We start from the raw sequence: 16,871 nt of genomic DNA on the forward strand, positions 1-16,871 counted from the left end.
GAGATTAGAGCCAACTCACGCCAGCGACATCTCCAGCGTCGAGCCGGTCCTGGCCTTCCGCACCCGCAGCCGCGTGGGAATCCGCTGCCGCAACTCCTCCACGTGCGACACCAGCCCCACGACCCGTCCACCGGCCCGCAGCTCGTCCAGCGTGTTCATGACGATGTCCAGCGTGTCCGAGTCCAGGGTCCCGAACCCCTCGTCGACGAACAGGGTGTCGAGCAACGCGCCGCCGGTCTCGTTGGCGACCACGTCGGCCAGCCCGAGCGCGAGCGACAGCGACGCCAGGAACGACTCCCCGCCGGACAGCGTCTTGGCCGGCCGGGCCCGCCCCGAGTAGTCGTCCAGCACGTCGAGGTTCAGCCCGCCACGAGTGCCGCGCGCACCGGCCGAGTCGGAGTGCACGAAGCTGTACCGGCCCTGGCTCATCCGGTGCAGCCGGGCGGACGCGGCGACCGCGACCTCCTCCAGACGCGCGGCCAGCACGTACGACCGCAAGGTCATCTTCTTGGAGTTCTGCCCGCGGCCGTTGATCACGTCGGTCAACGCGTCCAGCTCGGCGTACGTGGCTTCCAGCGGCTCCAGCGACTTCCACTCGGCCCGCAACCGCGCGGCCAGCTCACCGACCCGGTCCAACGCCGCCTGCGCACGCGCCAGGCCGGTGGCGGCGGAGGACGCGGCGGCACGGGCCGACGACGCCGCGGCCGTCACCTGGCCCAGGTCCACCTCGTGAGCCGGGTCGATCTCGGCCAGCTCCTCCACCGTCGCCGAGGCCGAGGCACGGGCGCGTTCCCAGGCGGCGATCCGGTCGTCCAGGGCCTGCAGCTTGATCGCCGGACGGGCCGCGGCCAGGACCGCGTCGACGTCGGGGAAGCCCGCGTCGGCGGCCATGGCCGCCACCAGGGCCTGCTGTTCTTCCACGCGGGCGAAGGCGGCGTCACGGGCAGCACGGCGGTCGGCCAGTTCCACCAACGCCTTCGACAGCCGGAGCAGGTGGTCGCGGCGGGTCAGGACGTCGTCGTGCTCGCCACGGGCCTTGTCCAGGCGGGCACCGCGTTCCTCCACCACCCCCACCAGCGACTTGTGTTCGGTGTGCAGGCCCACCAGGTCCTGTTCCACCTGGGCCTTCTCCGCGCCGAGCTCACGGGTCTTCGCTTCCAGGCCGACGAACTCGTTCTGCCGCTGCGAACGGGTGTGGGCCAGGTCGTAGGCCTGGCGGTACTCGGCGATCGCGGCAGCGGGCTCGGCGGAGCCCAGGGCCTCCCAGCAGGCCTGGATGCGCAGTTCGGCGGCGTGGGCGGCACGCTCCGCCTCGTTGCGGCGGTCCAGCGCGAGCTGTTCTTCGGCGGCCGCGTCCTCCTCGGCGGTCGCGTCGACGCCGCCGAGCATCGGTTGCGCGGGCGCGGGGTGCGACGGCGAGCCGCAGACGGCGCAGGGCTTGCCGCGCTTCAACGCCGAGGCCAGTTCGATGGCCATGTTCTCCAGGCGCTGGTGACGGACCTGCTGAAGGACGTCCTTGGCCTTCTGGTGGACGTCGATCGCCTCGTGCAGCTCTTTTTTGGTGCGCTCCAACGCTTTCCCGGCGTCCGGCAGCGCCAGAGCCGCGTCGGCGCGGGACTTCAGGGACTCCAGGCGTGCCGAGGCCTCCGCCGCCGCGTCGAGCTGGAGGCGGCACTGGGCCACGCGTTCGGGCAGCACGTCCAGTTCGGCGTTCAGGGCCAGCAGCCGGCGTTCGACCTGGTACGAGGAGTTCTTCAGCACCGACAACCGGCGCACGTCGGCCTGCTGGCGTTCGGCCTCGGCGGCCAGTTCGCCCAGGCCGCCCGCCTCCTCGCGGTGGCGCGAAGCGTCCTCGCGCAACTCCGAACCCGTGTAACCCAAGCGCTCCAACGCTTCGGCGGCGCGGGCCTCGTCGCGCACGGCGAACTCGTAGGACTGCTGAAGCTTCGCGATCTCGCCGAACGCCGGCACGACCGGAACGGCACGGCGGGCCGCGTCCCGCTCGGCGAACCACGCCGCGGAGTCCGCTGCTTCCACCCGCGCCAGCAACTCGCGGGCCTCACGCACGCGGCGGATCTGATCGGCCTGCACGCGGGCCTGCGCCAGCAACGCGTCCGCCCCGTCGGCCAGGCCCGCCGTCTCCTCCGCCAGCGCCCCGGCCGCGGACACGGCGGAGGTCAGCCGCTCCAGCACGGATTCCAGCCAGCCCGGCTCGAACGACGGCTCCTCGCCCGCGGCCTCGGCCACCCGGTGCATCAGCTCGTTGGCGCCCTGGCGGCGGTCCTCCAGCACCCGGCCGGCGACGACCCGCTTGTCCCGGAACCACTTCTCCACGTCGAGGAACCGCTCGGTGCCGAAGAGCTTCTCCAGCAACACCTCGCGTTCGGCCGTGTCCGACCTCAGGAACCGCGCGAACTCGCCCTGCGGCAGCAGCACGACCTGGAAGAACTGCTCGTACGACATGCCCAGCATGTCCTCGACCGCGCGCGCCACGTCGTCGATGCGGGTGATGCCCTCGCCGTCCCAGCCCTCGAGCCAGGTCAGCGAGCACTTCGCGGGCTGGGTGGTGAAGCCGCCGCCGCGCTTCTTCGGCCTGTCGAACTCCGGCGAGCGCACGATCCGGAACCGCCGCGACTGCACGGTGAGTTCCAGCGACACCTCCGTCGGCACCTCGGGATCGGCGTACTCGCAGCGCAGCTTCTTCACGTCGCCGCGCGCGCCCGGCACCCGGCCGAACAGCGCGAACGCCACCGCGTCGAGCAGCGTCGTCTTGCCGGCGCCCGTGTCGCCGTGCAGCAGGAACAGCCCGTCCGCGCCCAGTTCGTCGAAGTCGACGACCTCAGGCTTCGGGTAGGGACCGAACGCCGTGAGCTCCAGGCGGTGCAGTCTCATTGCTCCTGCTCCCTCGCCACCGACGCGAACGCCTCGCGCAACAACGCCATCTCCGCCGTGGAAGGCTCGGAGCCGCGCGCGTCCGACACGAAGCAGCAGGCCACTTCCTCGTCGGAACGGCCGCGCACCCGGTCCGCGTAGGTCATGGTGTGCTGCTGGCCCTGTTCCGGCCGCCACTCCACGTGCACCGCGTGCTCGAACCGCTTCTGCAACTGCCGCAACGCGTCCATCGGCCGCACGTGGTCCGTCAGCACGACCGACAGGAAGTGGTCTTCCAGCGGTTTGTGCGCCGGATCCTCCAGCACCTCCGCCAAGGTGCCGCTCACCACGGCCAGCTGCCGCGGCACCGGCAGATCCCGCCGTTCCACCCCGACGAGCCCGCCCGCGTCCAGTTCGACCAGCCACACCGACTTGCGGTGCCGCGCCTCGGAGAACGAGTACGCGAGCGGACTGCCCGAGTACCGCAGGTTCTCCGCGAGCGTCTGCGGCCCGTGCAGGTGCCCGAGAGCCACGTAGTCGACGCCCGCGAACACCTGCATCGACACGTCCTGCACACCGCCCACCGCGATGGTGCGCTCGGACTCCGACGGCGCCCCGCCCGTCACGAAAGCGTGCGCCAGAACCACAGAGCGCGCCTCGCGTGATGCCAGGTCGGCGCGAATCCGCCGCATCGCCTCGCCGAGAACGGGGGCGTGCCCCTTGTCCGTCACCCCGAGCACGTGCCGCGCGGGCTCCGGCTCCAGGAACGGGATCCCGTACACCGCGACGGGCCCGTGCTCGTCCTCCAGCTCGACGGGCTTGTCCAGCAACGAGATCTGCGTGCGCAGGTACAGCCCGCCCGCCGCCGCGAACTCCCCGAACACCCCGATCCGCGCCGCCGAGTCGTGGTTGCCGGGCGTGATCACGATCCGCGCTCCTGCCGCGCGGATCCGCATCAGCACCCGCGCGCACAACGCCACCGCGTCGGCCGACGGCACCGCCCGGTCGTACAGGTCGCCGGAGATGACCACGACGTCGACCTTCTCGGAAGACACCAGGTCAGCGAGGCCGCTCAGCACCGACTCCTGCTCCACGAGCAGATCGCGGCCGTGGAAGGTGCGCCCCACGTGCCAGTCGGAGGTGTGCAGGATCCGCATGGCCCCAACCGTAGAGACGGGGTCTGACAAATCTCCGGGAGGGTTCCCGGCGTGTCACCCGATCGAGTTCAACATCTTTGAGAGAGCATCATCGTGCCGTGACCGCAGTGATCATCACCGCCTCGCTCGTCCTGGCGCTCGTCAGCGCCGGGGCGCTGCTGTTCGTCTGGCGCCTCTACCAGGACAGCGTCCGGCGAACCGACGAAGCGCTCCAGGCCATCGGCAGCGAACGCGCGCGCTACGACGCGCAACAGGTTGCCCTGCAACGCTACGAAGTGGCGTTCTCCAGCGTCAGCGGACGCGGTGAGCTGGGCGAACAGGTGCTCGTCGAGACAGCGCGCGCACTCGGCCTGAGGGAAAACCTCCACTACACCCTTCAAACGGACGTGGCGGGCGGCGGCGCGGTCCGGCCCGACATGGTGCTGAACGTCGGCGGTGGCCGCGCGGTCCCGGTCGACTCGAAGATGTCCATGGCGACGTGGGCCGAGGCCGTCGAGACGGACGATCCGCAGGAACGCCAGGACGCGCTGCGGGTGCACGTCCGCAACATCCGTTCGCGCGCCGCCGAACTGGCCGGCAAGGGCTACCAGCGCTGGGCCGACGCCATCTACGGCACGATCATGTTCGTCCCCAACGACGGCGCGGTCGTCGCGGCGCTGGACACCGATCCCGAACTGCTGCGCTGGCTGCTCGACCGCCGCGTCTTCCTGTGCGGCCCGACCGGGTTCGCCGTGATCGCTTCGAGCGCCATGTTCGCGGTCACCGAACGCGCGCTGGCCGACGACGTCGAGCAGGTCAGGCTGCAGGCCGGCCGGGCGAACCGGGCCGCCGACAGCGCCATCGACGCCGTCAACCTCTCCACCACCCACCTGCAGCGCTTCCTCTCGGCGAGGCGCAGGGAGCTCGACGCCCTGGAGGGTTTCCGGGCGAGCGTGGAGCCGCTGACGGACGCTTCCGCCACTCCTACGCCGCTCCCACTGGTCCGAAGGGCGGACGAACAGTCCGCTTAAAACGCACGCAGTGTGCCCGCGGGTTGCTTCTGGGTGAGAAAGCCGCGGACTGACGAACACCGAATGGCCGAACGGCTACCGTGTGCGTCGTGAGTGCGTTGCGCGAGCGTTCAGCAGCTTTCGATGATGACGATGTCGAAGACTACGACGCGGTCCCGTGGAACTACCGAGCGATCTTCGGCGAGTTCAAGGGCATCCCGTGGTGGGCGGCGATCCTCGCTGCCCTGGTCCCGGCGTTCATCGGCGCGTTCATCGACATCAACTCCAGCAAGACCGTCGGCTGGACGTTCAACGCGGTGTTCTTCCTGGGCGCGCTGGCCGCGATCCTGCTGGTGCAGCGCCGCAGCCTGTTCGGGCCGATGGTGCAGCCGCCGCTGATCCTCGCCATCACGGTGCCCTTGCTCGTGCTGTTCACCGGCGGCATCGCGAAGGGCGGCTTGACCTCCATGGCCCTGGGCCTGGGCAGGCCGCTGATCGACAGCTTCCCGGTCATGGCCGTCACCACCGCCGTCACGGTCGGGCTGGGCATCCTGCGGATCGTGCTGCAGAAGGACCCGAACCGCCCGTCCAAGGACGAGGTGCGCGAGGCCAAGGCGGAGATCAAGGAACGCTCCAAGCCCGTCCGCAGGCCCCGCGAGGAGCCCGAGGAGGAAGAGCGCCCGCGCCGTCCCCGTGCGGAACGCGCCGAGGGCACCCCGGCCCGCCGCCCGCGTCCCGAGGGCGCTCCTGCCCGCCGTCCCCGCCCGGAAGGCGCCGCCCGCGGCGAACGCCCGGCGGGCCAGCGCAGGCCCCGCCCGCCGCGCGAGGACCGCTAGCGGTGCGACCCGGAACGTCGGCTGGGTGATTCGCCCGGCGACGTTCCAGGCCGCGCCACTGACTCGTTGTTCGCGATCGCCCCTGGCAACGTCGTACAACGGATCACGGACAACAACCCCCTGACCAGCACGCACTCTGCGAGCATGAGTTCGATGCCTAGGGGAGAACGTCCACTGGACGAGGGCGACAGCCCGCTGCTGCTGTTCGCCGCGGACCTGCGCCAGTTGCGTGCCGACGCGGGGAAGCCGAGCTATCGGGAACTGTCCCGGCGCGCGCACTTCTCGGCGAGCACGCTGTCCGACGCGGCGGGCGGCCGGAAGCTGCCGGGCCTCGACGTCACGCTCGCGTACGTCCGCGCGTGCCACGGCGACGAGCCCGCGTGGGAACGGCGCTGGCACGACCTCGCCGTCGCGATGGCGCAGAGCAGGACGAACGACGGACCGTCGCCGTACGTGGGCCTGAACCCGTTCACGAGAGAAGACGCCGACCGCTTCTTCGGCCGTGAGGCGCTCACGCACACGTTGCTCGACAGGCTCGACCGCCAGCCGTTCCTAGCCGTGTTCGGCGCGTCCGGCGAGGGGAAGTCGTCGCTGCTCAGGGCGGGCATCGCGGCGAGGTTCCCGAACGCCGTGGTGTGCACGCCCGGCCCGGATCCGGACGCGGCCCTCGCCGACGCGCTCGCGCTCCACCCGGACCTGCTGGTCGTCGACCAGTTCGAGGAGCTCTTCACGCTCTGCGAGGACGAGGTGCGGCGCCAGGCGTTCCTGGACGCGCTGCTCGCCGCGGAGTGCCGCCGCGTCATCGCCGTCCGATCCGACTTCTACCCGCACTGCGCCCAGTACCCGAAGCTCGCGGAAGCGCTCACGGACGCCCAGGTGCTCCTCGGCACCATGACGCCGGACGAACTGCGCCGCGCCATCACCCAGCCCGCCGCGACCGTCGGCTGCACCGTCGAAACAGCCCTGCTGACCACCCTCGTGGCCGAGGCGGCGGGACGCAGCGGCGTGCTCCCCCTCGTGTCGCACGCGCTGCTCGAAACGTGGCACCGCAAGCGCGGCAACACCCTCACGCTCGGCGGCTACCAGTCCGCCGGCGGCATACAGGGAGCGCTCGCGCAGAGCGCCGAGGCCGCGTTCGCCACGCTGGACGAGTCCGAGCAGCACCTGGCCAAGCAACTGCTGCTCCGGCTGAGCGCCGACGGCACCAAACGGCCCGTGCCACGGCACGAGGTCGTGGGCGAGGAAGTGCTCGACGTGCTCGCCGGCACCCGGCTCATCACCGTGGACGAGCACACCGTCGAGGTGACCCACGAGGCGTTGTTCCAGGCCTGGCCGAGGCTCCGGGCATGGCTGGACGAGGACCACGAGGGCCTCAGGACGCACCGCAGGCTCACCGACGCCGCCCGCACGTGGCAGGAGCTTGGCCAGGACGACGACTCGCTCTACCGCAGCACCAGGCTCGCCGAGACGACCGAGTGGGTCACCCGTGCCAGGCCGGAGCTGACCGGCACCGAACGCGAGTTCATCGGCGCCTCGAAGGCGCGGGAACGCCGCCGCACCCGCCGTCTGCGCTGGACCGCGGCCGGACTGGCGGTGATGCTGGTGGCCACTGCCGCGAGTGCCGTCGTGGCCGTCCAGCAGCGCCGTGAGGTCGAACGGCTCGGCCTGATCTCGCAGTCCCAGCGGCTGGCGTCCGCGTCGGAGGCACTCGCCGTCAGCGACCCCCAGCAGTCCGCTCGCAAGGCCGGCGAGGCCTACCGGGCCTATCCCACGCCTGAGGCGCGCAGCCGCGTCCTGAGCGCGTCGGCGTCGGCCCGCGGCCGCAAGCTCGACCACCTGGGCGGGTGGAGCTTCGCGTTCGGCAAGGACTTCGTCGGCCTGATGGGACCGGAGGGACTGGTCGTGCACGACACGGCCACCCTGTCGCTGAAGGCCCGCTGGCGCCCGAGCATGACCGGCGTCGTCTACTCCTGGGCCGTCGCGCCGGACGGGCGCACGATCGCGGTGTGTCTGCACGACGGCCGGATCGTGCTGTGGACGGGCCCCGAGGACGACCAGGTCGTGCTCCAGCGCCAGGGCACGCGCGGTGGCGTCGCCTTCACCGCGGACGGCCGCTCGCTCGTCGTCGGTGGCGACGTCTGGGACCTCGCCACCCGCGAGGTGCGGGTCTCGCTGCCGGTCGGGCCGATCAACGGCCCGTTCGACATCGCGGACGACCGGGTGCTGGCGCTGGTGACCGCCGGCTCCCTCTCGTTGTGGGACCTGCAGACGAAGCAACGCACCGGCGGCCTGCAGGTGCAGTCCGGCGAGATCACCAGGGTGCGGTTGCTGCCCGGCGGCAGACTGGCCGCGCTCGCCACCACCGAGGGACAGGTGCAGGTGCGGGACCTCGCGACCGGCGCCGTGGTCGCCACTCCACCGGCGCACACCGGCGTCGTCAACAGCCTGACGCTCAGCGCCGACGGCAGCATGCTGATCTCCGGCGGCGAGGACGGCCGCGCACACATCTGGGACGTCGCGCACGGCAACGCCATCACGACGATCGTGATCAACGAACCGGCCAGGAGCGTCCGGTTCTCACCGGACGGCGGACTGGCCGTGCTCACCCCGCGGGCCCTGCGGTTCTGGCCTCCTGGCAGCGTCCCGCGGACCGCCGGCTACACCGTCCGCGCGCTCACCGTCGACGACGACGGCACGATCGTCACCCTCGACGAAGCCGGCGTGATCGAACGCAGGGACAGCACGCTGCGCACGCTCAAACGCATCGAAACCGGTGTACCGCAAAGCCGTTCCGGCCGCTTCAGCCCGAACCACGACCTGGTCGTACTGAACGACGACCTCCAGGTGCTCGACGCCAGGACCGGGGAGAAGGTCAGCGCGCCGGCGGTGCGCGCCGGGAGCTCGATCACGGGCATCGCGTTCGGTGAGAAGCAGATCGCCGTCGTGAACTCCGCGGAACCCGACGCGGTGTGGCCGCTGGACAAGGAGAGCAAGCCGAACTTCATCGGCGGTGACTCCAGCGGCCCGCGCAGCGCCATCTCGTTCGGCAGGAACGACGGGCAGCTCGTCTTCGCGCGCGAGGACGGCGAAGTGCTGATCCGCGACGCCGGCCTGCAGTTCCAGAACCTGGCGCTGCCCCACACCCACTCCGCGGCGGTGCGGGTGCTCGCGCTCTCCCCGGACCGCGGGATCCTCGCGACGGGTGGCGACGACGGCCTGATCGCGTTGTGGGACACCACCGGCTGGCAGAAGATCGGCGAGCTGCGCGGGCACGCCGACGCGGTCAAGGCCCTGGAGTTCAGCCCGGACGGCAGCCGGCTGGCGAGCGGGAGCTCCGACCGTTCGGTGATCGTGTGGGACGTGCGCGAACGAACCGCGTGGGCGACCCTGCGCGGGCACAGTCGCGGCGTCACGCACGTGGCGTGGCGCCCCGACGGCTCGCAACTGGTGTCCGCGGGCGCGGACGCGATCCAGGTGTGGGGCCTGGACATGGCCCAGGCCCTGCGCACCGTCGAGAACTAGCGGACGAGGTCCTTGCGGAGCTCACGCGGCAACGAGAACGTGATGCGCTCGTTCGCCGTGGTGATCTCCTCGACCTCGCCGTAGCCCTGCGTCTCCAGGTACTTCAGCAGTTCCATCACCAGCAGGTCCGGCACCGACGCGCCCGAGGTGACGCCGACGGTCTCGACGCCTTCGAGCCACGCCGGGTCGACCTCCTTGGCGTAGTCGATCAGGTAGGAGGCCTTGGCGCCGTGCTGCAGCGCGACCTCGACCAGCCGGACCGAGTTGGAGGAGTTCTTCGAGCCCACGACGAGCACCAGGTCGCACGACGGCGCCATCGTCTTCACCGCGGTCTGGCGGTTCGAGGTGGCGTAGCAGATGTCGTCCGAGGGCGGGTCCTGCAGATCGGGGAAGCGGTCCTTGAGCTGCCGGACCCGCACCATGGTCTCGTCGACCGAGAGCGTGGTCTGCGACAGCCAGATCACCTTGTTCGGGTCGCGGACCTCGACCTTGGCCGCGTCCTCCGCGGTGTCGACGAGCTGGACGTGGTCCGGCGCCTCACCGGCGGTGCCCTCGACCTCCTCGTGGCCCTCGTGGCCGATCAGGAGGATGTCGTAGTCCTCCTTGGCGAACCGCACCGCTTCTTTGTGGACCTTCGTCACGAGCGGGCAGGTGGCGTCGATCGTGCGCAACGACCGGTTCGCCGCCTCCTCGTGGACGGCGGGCGACACGCCGTGCGCTGAGAACACCACGAGTGCGCCCTCAGGAACCTCGTCGGTCTCGTTGACGAAGATGGCGCCGCGGTCGGACAGCGTCTCCACGACGTACTTGTTGTGGACGATCTCCTTGCGCACGTACACGGGCGCGCCGTACTTCTCGAGGGCGAGCTCGACCGTCTCGACGGCACGATCAACGCCCGCGCAGTAACCACGCGGCTTCGCCAACAGGACTCGCTTGGGCATGGCTCCAGGGTACCCAGGCCCGTTCCTAGGCATTCGCCGCACAGTTGCGGCAGGCTAGGACCCATGAAGCCACTGCCGTTGCCGGTCCGACTCGCTGCCGGGCTCGCGGTGACCGCCCTCGAACAGGCGCGCAAGCTGCCGCAGCAGCTCGCCGGACTCCCGTTGACGGTGGTCAGCGAGGCAATGCAGTTGTCCATGCGCGTGCAGCAGCATGTGACCGAACTCGCCATCAAGGGCGACGACGTCCTCTCTGGACTGCGCCCGGCCGAGGAAGAACCTGAGTGGGCGACGTTCGACGAGGACGAGACGCCCGTCACGACTTCTCAGGAAACTCCCGCCGACGACCCGTGGGAGGAAGAGGAACGGGCGATCGCCGAGGTTCCCGAGTTCCTCCCGATGTACGACGAACTGTCGATCGCCCAGTTGCGCGCCCGGCTGCGCAACCTGGATGTCGAGCAGCTCGAAGAACTGCTGCGCTACGAGAAGGCGCACGAGTCGCGGCCTGAGTTCGTCGGGATGCTCAACCGCCGGATCGCGACGGTCAAAGCCCAATCGTGAGTGAAGCAAAATCCACGCCGGAGAACCCCTGGCCGGTGCGGACGGTCGCCCGCAAGCTGCTCGACTGGATCAACCGGCTCGGCGACGTCTGGGTCGAGGGCCAGGTCACCCAGCTCAACGCGCGCAGCTCGACGGCGTTCCTGACGCTGCGCGACCCGAGCGTCGACATGTCGATGTCGATCACCTGCAACGCCTCGATGATCCGCGAGCTGCAGCTCGCGGAGGGCAGCAGGGTGATCGCGCACGGGAAGATCAGCTTCTACCCGAACCGGGGCACGCTGTCGTTGCGGGCGGACGACATCCGCGCGGTCGGCATCGGCGAACTGCTGGCGCGCATGGAGCGGTTGCGCAAGCTGCTGCACGCCGAGGGCCTGTTCGACCCGCGCCGCAAGCGCCGGCCGCCGTTCCTGCCGAACAAGATCGGCCTGATCACCGGACGCGCCTCGGCAGCGGAACGGGACGTGCTCACGAACGCGCGAAACCGTTGGCCTGGAGCACATTTCCGGGTCATCAACGTCGCCGTGCAGGGCCCGACCGCCGTCACCCAGGTGATGACCGCACTGTCCACTTTGGAACGCGACCCCGAGTGTGACGTGATCATCATCGCTCGCGGCGGCGGCAGCGTGGAGGACCTGCTGCCGTTCTCCGACGAGGCGTTGTGCCGGGCGGTCTCCTCCTGCCGCACGCCGGTGCTGTCGGCGATCGGCCACGAACCGGACACCCCGCTGCTCGACCACGTCGCTGACGTGCGTTGTTCGACGCCGACCGACGCAGGCAAACGGGTGGTTCCCGATGTCGCTGAAGAGAGTGAACGCGTCCGCCAGATGCGCGATCGCGGCCGGCGCGCGTTGCACGGCTGGGTAGATCGAGAGCGCAAACTGCTCGACGCCCTGCGCTCCCGACCAGTACTTTCGGACCCTTACGGGCCACTGGAGCGGCGTTCCGAGGAAGTGAAGCGTTTTCGCGACCAGGGACGCAGGGCCGTGACGCAACGACTCGATCGGGAGGACGTCCACCTCTCGGGGACGAAAGCCCGCTTGACGACCCTCGGACCAGCCGCCACGCTGGCGCGCGGATATGCCGTTGTGCAACTCGTCACACCTGACGGGCCCGACGGCGTGCTGCGTTCTGTGACGGACGCGCCGAGCGGAACACAGCTGCGGGTACGCGTCGTTGACGGGGCAGTGCGAGCGGTTGTCTCCGGCTCGGAGGTCGACTCGGAAGGGGGAGGTACCGATGATGCGTGATGCCGTGTTCCTGCCCCTGACCATGGAGGCGGCCGGCGAGTGCGCGACGGGACTGCGAACCAAGGCGGAGGCGGCGAACCGCGCCGCCGCCGACTGCTGGACGGCGATGGTGGGCGACTGCGACACCAAGAGCCGCCGCACGCTGATCCTCACGTTGCACGACCTGAGCGAGGCCACCGCCGGCACGGTGCAGTACCGGCGCGTCGCGGAGGCCGAGGCGCTCATCGACGAGGCGGTGCGAGAGGGTGACGGCGAGGAGTTCGCGGAGGCGCTGGTCGGGTACGACCTGGCCGTCGCGACCGTGCTGAGCCGTCTGAGGAGTCAATCCGCGTGAGTTCGGAAACCAGCCAGGAGACTTCACCGGGTTACGAGGCCGCCCGCGACGAACTGGTCGAGGTGGTCCGCAAGCTGGAGGCCGGCGGGCTGTCCCTTGAGGACTCGCTCGCGTTGTGGGAACGCGGCGAGGCGCTCGCCAAGACGTGTGAGCAGCATCTCGCCGGTGCGCGCGAGCGAATCGATGCAGCTCTCGCTGTGGTCGAGGAGGACGTTTCGCAGGCGTGATCCCGTGCAAGGATTCAGTTGCCGATCACAAAATCCGGCACGCTGAGTAGTCGCATGGAGGCGCGCAATGGTGAACACCCCCGCGGAACGACGTCGCGAAGCCCCCGACCGGAACCTGGCATTGGAGCTCGTGCGCGTCACCGAGGCAGCGGCGATGGCCGCGGGCCGGTGGGTGGGACGCGGCGACAAGAACGGCGGTGACGGCGCGGCCGTCGACGCGATGCGCAAGCTCATCCACACCGTCTCGATGCGAGGCGTCGTGGTGATCGGCGAGGGCGAGAAGGACGAGGCGCCCATGCTGTTCAACGGCGAGGAAGTGGGCAACGGCGAGGGCCCGGACTGCGACGTCGCGGTCGACCCGATCGACGGCACCACGCTGATGGCCAAGGGCATGCCGAACGCGCTGGCCGTGCTGGCGGTGGCCGAGCGCGGGGCGATGTTCGACCCGTCCGCCGTGTTCTACATGGAGAAGCTCGCCGTGGGCCCCGAGGCGGCCGACGTCATCGACATCACCGCGCCGCTCGCGGAGAACATCCGCCGCGTCGCGAAGGCCAAGCACAGCGACGTGTCCGACGTGAACGTGTGCATCCTCGACCGGCCCCGGCACGAGCAGATCGTGCAGGAGGTCCGCCAGGCCGGCGCGCGCATCCACTTCATCTCCGACGGCGACGTGGCCGGTGCGATCGCCGCAGCACGCCCCACGTCGGGCGTGGACATGCTCGTGGGCATCGGTGGCACTCCCGAGGGCATCATCGCCGCGGCGGCCCTCAAGTGCGTCGGTGGAGCCATTCAGGGCCGGTTGTGGCCCAAGGACGACGAGGAGCGCGAGAAGGCGATCGGCGCGGGCCACGACCTGTCCCGCGTGCTCACCACGAACGATCTCGTGTCGGGCGACAACGTGTTCTTCTGCGCCACGGGCGTGACCGACGGCGACCTTCTCCGCGGCGTGCACTACCGGGCGGGCGGCTGCACGACCCAGTCGATCGTCATGCGCTCCAAGTCCGGCACCGTGCGCATGATCGACGGCTTCCACAGCCTGCACAAGCTGCGCGAATACGCCTCGGTGGACTTCGACCTGCCCGAGGCCGCGCAGCAGCCGCTGCCGTAGTCGTCTGTGAATCTGTGAACCGTTAACGGAGGGTCACCCTCCGAGTGACCCTAGTGACCAAGTCACTTTCGTCCTTAGTTTCCGTCTTGACCCCGGCAACCCTGCGCCGGGTTCAGGAAAGGAACTCAACGATGAGGGCACGTTCGTTGTTCTCCGCATTCGTCGTGGCCGCGGGCGCTCTGCTCGCCTCGGCCACCGCGGCCACCGCGGCTCCGGCTCCCACCGCCGACGGCGACGTCTCGCCGATGATCGTCGGCGGCACCAACGCCACGCAGGTCTACTCCTGGATGGTCTCCCTGCAGAGCACCTCCGGCAGCCACTTCTGCGGCGGCACGCTGATCAAGGCCAACTGGGTCGTGACGGCGAAGCACTGCGTCCAGGGCTCGTCCGCGGCCTCGATCCGCACCCGGATCGGCACGACCAACCGCACCAGCGGCGGCACCACCACCGGGGCGTCCCGGATCGTCACGCACCCGTCCGCCGACCTGGCGCTCGTGCAGCTCAACACCTCGGTCAGCCAGGCCCCCGCGGCCGTGTCGGCCTCCTCCGGCGCGGTCGGCACCGCCACCCGCATCATCGGCTGGGGCCAGACCTGCCCGACCCGTGGCTGCGGTTCCGCTCCGATCACCCTGCAGGAGCTCAACACCTCGATCGTGACGGACAGCCGTTGCTCCGGCATCAGCGGCGCCTCGGAGATCTGCACCAACAACACCGGTGGCAACAAGGGCGCCTGCTACGGCGACTCGGGTGGCCCGCAGGTGAAGTCCGTGGGTGGCCGCTGGGAGCTCATCGGCGCGACCAGCCGCTCCGGTGGCGGCGCGACCTGCGCGACCGCTCCGTCGATCTACGTGGACGTCCCGTACTTCCGCTCGTGGATCAGCCAGTACGCCGGCACCGTGTGAACTGACCCGGTAGATCGGTAAACGCATTCCGAAGGTCCGTCTCCCAACCGTTACGGGAGGCGGACCTTCGCGTTGCAACCTGAGCACACGTCCCGTCGTCTACTTCGGCAAGGGATGGAACAACCAGGGGGTGCGCGATGAGGATGCTGCTCGTGGCGGTCGCGTTGATGTCGGTGGCGGGGTGCGCGCAGGGGGCCGTGCACGCCGAGACTCCAACGGCGCCACCATCTTCGTCTTCTCCGGCACCTTCTTCCGAGGCACCTTCCTCCGCGCCGCCGGTCTCGTCGGAAGCGCCTCCCCCTCCGCCGCCGCCTCCGCCCGTCGTGAAGCCGACGCCGTGCACCATCAGCGACGGCGCGTGCATCCAGCTCTCCACGAACCAGTCGTGGGTCGTGCGGGGAGACAAGATCGTCTACGGCCCGACGCCGATCACGCACGGGCGCAAGGGTTTCGAGACGCCGCTGGGCAACTTCCCGGTGCTGCGCAAGGTGAAGGACGAGTGGAGCCGGCCTTACAACGCGCCGATGCCGTGGTCGACGTACTTCACCGAGAGCGGCATCGCGTTCCACGAGGGCTCGCTGACCGTGCCGTCACACGGTTGCATCCATCTGGACCCGCCGTCGGCCCAGTACTACTTCAGCAACCTGTCGATCGGCGACTCCGTCCAGGTGGTCTCATGATCACCAACTGTGCGGGTGCATAAGAAGATGATTGAGATCACCCCGTCGTGGTTACTCCACTACTGAGGGGTGATGAGAGATGCGAGTTCTGATCGCGACGGTGCTCCTGATCCTCGGTTTCGCCATTCCCGCGCAAGCCCAGGCGGGATGCACCGTCCACAACGGAGCATGCCTGGAGAAGCACTCCAACCGGGCGTGGCTGGTCTTCAACGGCAAAACGAGCTACGGGCCGGTGACGATCAGCCACGGCAAGCCGGGGTACGAGACCCCGGTGGGCATGTTCTCGGTGCTGCGCAAGGTGAAGAACGACTGGAGCGTCCCCTACAACGGCCCGATGCCGAACGCGGTGTACTTCACCACGACCGGTATCGCGTTCCACCAGGGTGACACCGCGGTCCAGTCGCACGGGTGCATCCGGATGCCGATGGATGCGTCGCTCGTGTTCTACGACAACCTGATGGTCGGCGAGCAGGTGCAGGTGCTGCCCTAGCCGGCGGTGACACTTCGAAGGCCTGGCCGCCCTCCGGTCAGGCCTTCACCCCTGTGCCTGGAGCATCCTCTCGACCGTCGCCTCGATCCCGTCGACCCTCTTCAGCGCGGTCTCGTGGTCGGCCCCGTCGTCCTCCCTGGCCAGGGTGTAGATCACCCCGCCGGCACTGGCGACGTGATCGGGCACCCAGACGATGCCGCGCTCGTCCAGCAGATCGGCCACGTCGTCGTCGGTGAGCTGGTTGTTGGCGGGCCCCACGATCAGCTTGACGTCGAGGTGCCGCACGGTTTCCGGGCTCAGCACCCCGCCCACGGCCGCGGGGATCAGCACGTCCGCCTTGATCTTGTACGCCTCATCGGGGTGCACCCAGCCGTACTCACCGGTGCGCCTGCTTTCGTCCACATCGGACACCGTGATGTCCGCGCCGTCGAGCCCCTTCGCGATCAGCTCCCCCACCGAACCGAACCCGCTGATCACCACCTTCCTGCCGGTGAGGTCCGGCGTCCCGAACACGTGCCGCGAGGCCGCTTTCAACGCCGCCAGCACACCTCGCGCCGTGGGCCCGCTCGACGAGCCCGTGCCGCCGTGCTCCTCGGGCAGGCAGTAGGCGTGCGGCGTCACTTCCCGGAGCACCAGCATGTCGTCCGGCCCCGTTCCGACGTCCGGGCCTGCCTGGTAGGCGCCGCCGAACTCGTTGATCAGGTCGGCGTGGTCGAGCAGCACCGCGCGCCGCAGTTGCGGGGTGAGCTCCCGGTCGACCACGATCACGCTCTTGGCTCCACCGTGCGGAATCCCGGCCGCCGCGCACTTCAGCGTCATGGCCTTGGACAACCGCAGCACGTCCGTGACGGCGTCGGTGATCCGTTCGTACGGCTTCATCCGGCACCCGCCGACCGCCGGTCCCGCCTCGGTCGAGTGCAGGGCGACCATGGTGGTCATCCCCGACCGCTTCCCCGTGCGGACGACGAGCTGTTCGTGCTCCCACATCTGCGTTCCCCTCCCGAACTTC

General features: G+C 69.9%; 15 protein-coding genes. 11 read left to right on the top strand and 4 right to left on the bottom strand.

What is annotated here, in order from left to right; translation table 11 throughout:
- Positions 1–15: 15 nt before the first annotated feature.
- Positions 16–2,892, bottom strand: a complete 2,877-nt coding sequence (locus tag SK854_RS39550; RefSeq protein ID WP_319980262.1) for an SMC family ATPase — start codon at positions 2,890–2,892, stop codon at positions 16–18.
- On the bottom strand, positions 2,889–4,028 hold the full coding sequence (locus SK854_RS39555; protein ID WP_319980263.1) for an exonuclease SbcCD subunit D: 1,140 nt from the start codon (positions 4,026–4,028) through the stop codon (positions 2,889–2,891). The genes SK854_RS39550 and SK854_RS39555 overlap by 4 nt, the downstream gene beginning before the upstream one ends.
- A gap of 98 nt (positions 4,029–4,126) precedes the next feature.
- On the opposite strand from SK854_RS39555, the gene SK854_RS39560 reads away from it, so the two are divergent.
- The 3 genes from SK854_RS39560 (at position 4,127) to SK854_RS39570 (ending at position 9,375) form a co-directional block, all read left to right on the top strand.
- Positions 4,127–5,038 (top strand): DNA recombination protein RmuC, encoded by a 912-nt coding sequence (locus SK854_RS39560; protein WP_319980264.1) that lies wholly within the window; start codon positions 4,127–4,129, stop codon positions 5,036–5,038.
- Positions 5,039–5,127: 89 nt separating this feature from the next.
- Positions 5,128–5,853 (top strand): DUF6542 domain-containing protein, encoded by a 726-nt coding sequence (locus tag SK854_RS39565; protein ID WP_319980265.1) that lies wholly within the window; start codon positions 5,128–5,130, stop codon positions 5,851–5,853.
- Positions 5,854–5,997: 144 nt separating this feature from the next.
- Positions 5,998–9,375 carry an nSTAND1 domain-containing NTPase gene (locus tag SK854_RS39570; protein WP_319980266.1) on the top strand — a complete coding sequence of 1,126 codons (3,378 nt, stop codon included), beginning with the start codon at positions 5,998–6,000 and terminating at the stop codon, positions 9,373–9,375.
- Here the strand turns inward: SK854_RS39570 and SK854_RS39575 are convergent.
- Positions 9,372–10,316 (bottom strand): 4-hydroxy-3-methylbut-2-enyl diphosphate reductase, encoded by a 945-nt coding sequence (locus tag SK854_RS39575; protein WP_319980267.1) that lies wholly within the window; start codon positions 10,314–10,316, stop codon positions 9,372–9,374. The genes SK854_RS39570 and SK854_RS39575 overlap by 4 nt on opposite strands.
- A 63-nt stretch (positions 10,317–10,379) precedes the next feature.
- On the opposite strand from SK854_RS39575, the gene SK854_RS39580 reads away from it, so the two are divergent.
- The 8 genes from SK854_RS39580 (at position 10,380) to SK854_RS39615 (ending at position 15,862) form a co-directional block, all read left to right on the top strand.
- On the top strand, positions 10,380–10,874 hold the full coding sequence (locus SK854_RS39580) for a lipid droplet-associated protein (RefSeq protein ID WP_319980268.1): 495 nt from the start codon (positions 10,380–10,382) through the stop codon (positions 10,872–10,874).
- A complete protein-coding gene (gene xseA / locus SK854_RS39585) occupies positions 10,871–12,121 on the top strand; it encodes an exodeoxyribonuclease VII large subunit (RefSeq protein WP_319980269.1) in 1,251 nt (416 codons plus the stop codon). Before SK854_RS39580 ends, xseA begins: the two co-directional genes overlap by 4 nt.
- The gene (locus tag SK854_RS39590; protein ID WP_319980270.1) at positions 12,114–12,455 is read left to right on the top strand and encodes a sugar ABC transporter substrate-binding protein; all 342 of its coding nucleotides are present in this window, start codon (positions 12,114–12,116) and stop codon (positions 12,453–12,455) included. The genes xseA and SK854_RS39590 overlap by 8 nt, the downstream gene beginning before the upstream one ends.
- A complete protein-coding gene (locus SK854_RS39595; protein ID WP_319980271.1) occupies positions 12,452–12,682 on the top strand; it encodes an exodeoxyribonuclease VII small subunit in 231 nt (76 codons plus the stop codon). Before SK854_RS39590 ends, SK854_RS39595 begins: the two co-directional genes overlap by 4 nt.
- A gap of 67 nt (positions 12,683–12,749) precedes the next feature.
- The gene (gene glpX, locus SK854_RS39600; RefSeq protein ID WP_319980272.1) at positions 12,750–13,790 is read left to right on the top strand and encodes a class II fructose-bisphosphatase; all 1,041 of its coding nucleotides are present in this window, start codon (positions 12,750–12,752) and stop codon (positions 13,788–13,790) included.
- A 131-nt stretch (positions 13,791–13,921) separates the two neighbouring features.
- Positions 13,922–14,692, top strand: a complete 771-nt coding sequence (locus SK854_RS39605) for a S1 family peptidase (protein WP_319980273.1) — start codon at positions 13,922–13,924, stop codon at positions 14,690–14,692.
- Positions 14,693–14,829: 137 nt separating this feature from the next.
- Positions 14,830–15,372, top strand: a complete 543-nt coding sequence (locus tag SK854_RS39610; RefSeq protein ID WP_319980274.1) for a L,D-transpeptidase — start codon at positions 14,830–14,832, stop codon at positions 15,370–15,372.
- Between the two features lie 79 nt (positions 15,373–15,451).
- Positions 15,452–15,862 carry a L,D-transpeptidase gene (locus tag SK854_RS39615; RefSeq protein WP_319980275.1) on the top strand — a complete coding sequence of 137 codons (411 nt, stop codon included), beginning with the start codon at positions 15,452–15,454 and terminating at the stop codon, positions 15,860–15,862.
- Positions 15,863–15,907: 45 nt separating this feature from the next.
- Here the strand turns inward: SK854_RS39615 and SK854_RS39620 are convergent, their stop codons facing one another.
- Positions 15,908–16,849, bottom strand: coding sequence for a Glu/Leu/Phe/Val dehydrogenase dimerization domain-containing protein (locus tag SK854_RS39620; RefSeq protein WP_319980276.1), 942 nt, complete (start codon positions 16,847–16,849; stop codon positions 15,908–15,910).
- Between the last annotated feature and the right edge of the window lie 22 nt (positions 16,850–16,871).

Source organism: Lentzea sokolovensis (assembly GCF_033949975.1).
In the GTDB taxonomy this organism is placed as follows: Bacteria; Actinomycetota; Actinomycetes; order Mycobacteriales; family Pseudonocardiaceae; genus Lentzea; species Lentzea sokolovensis.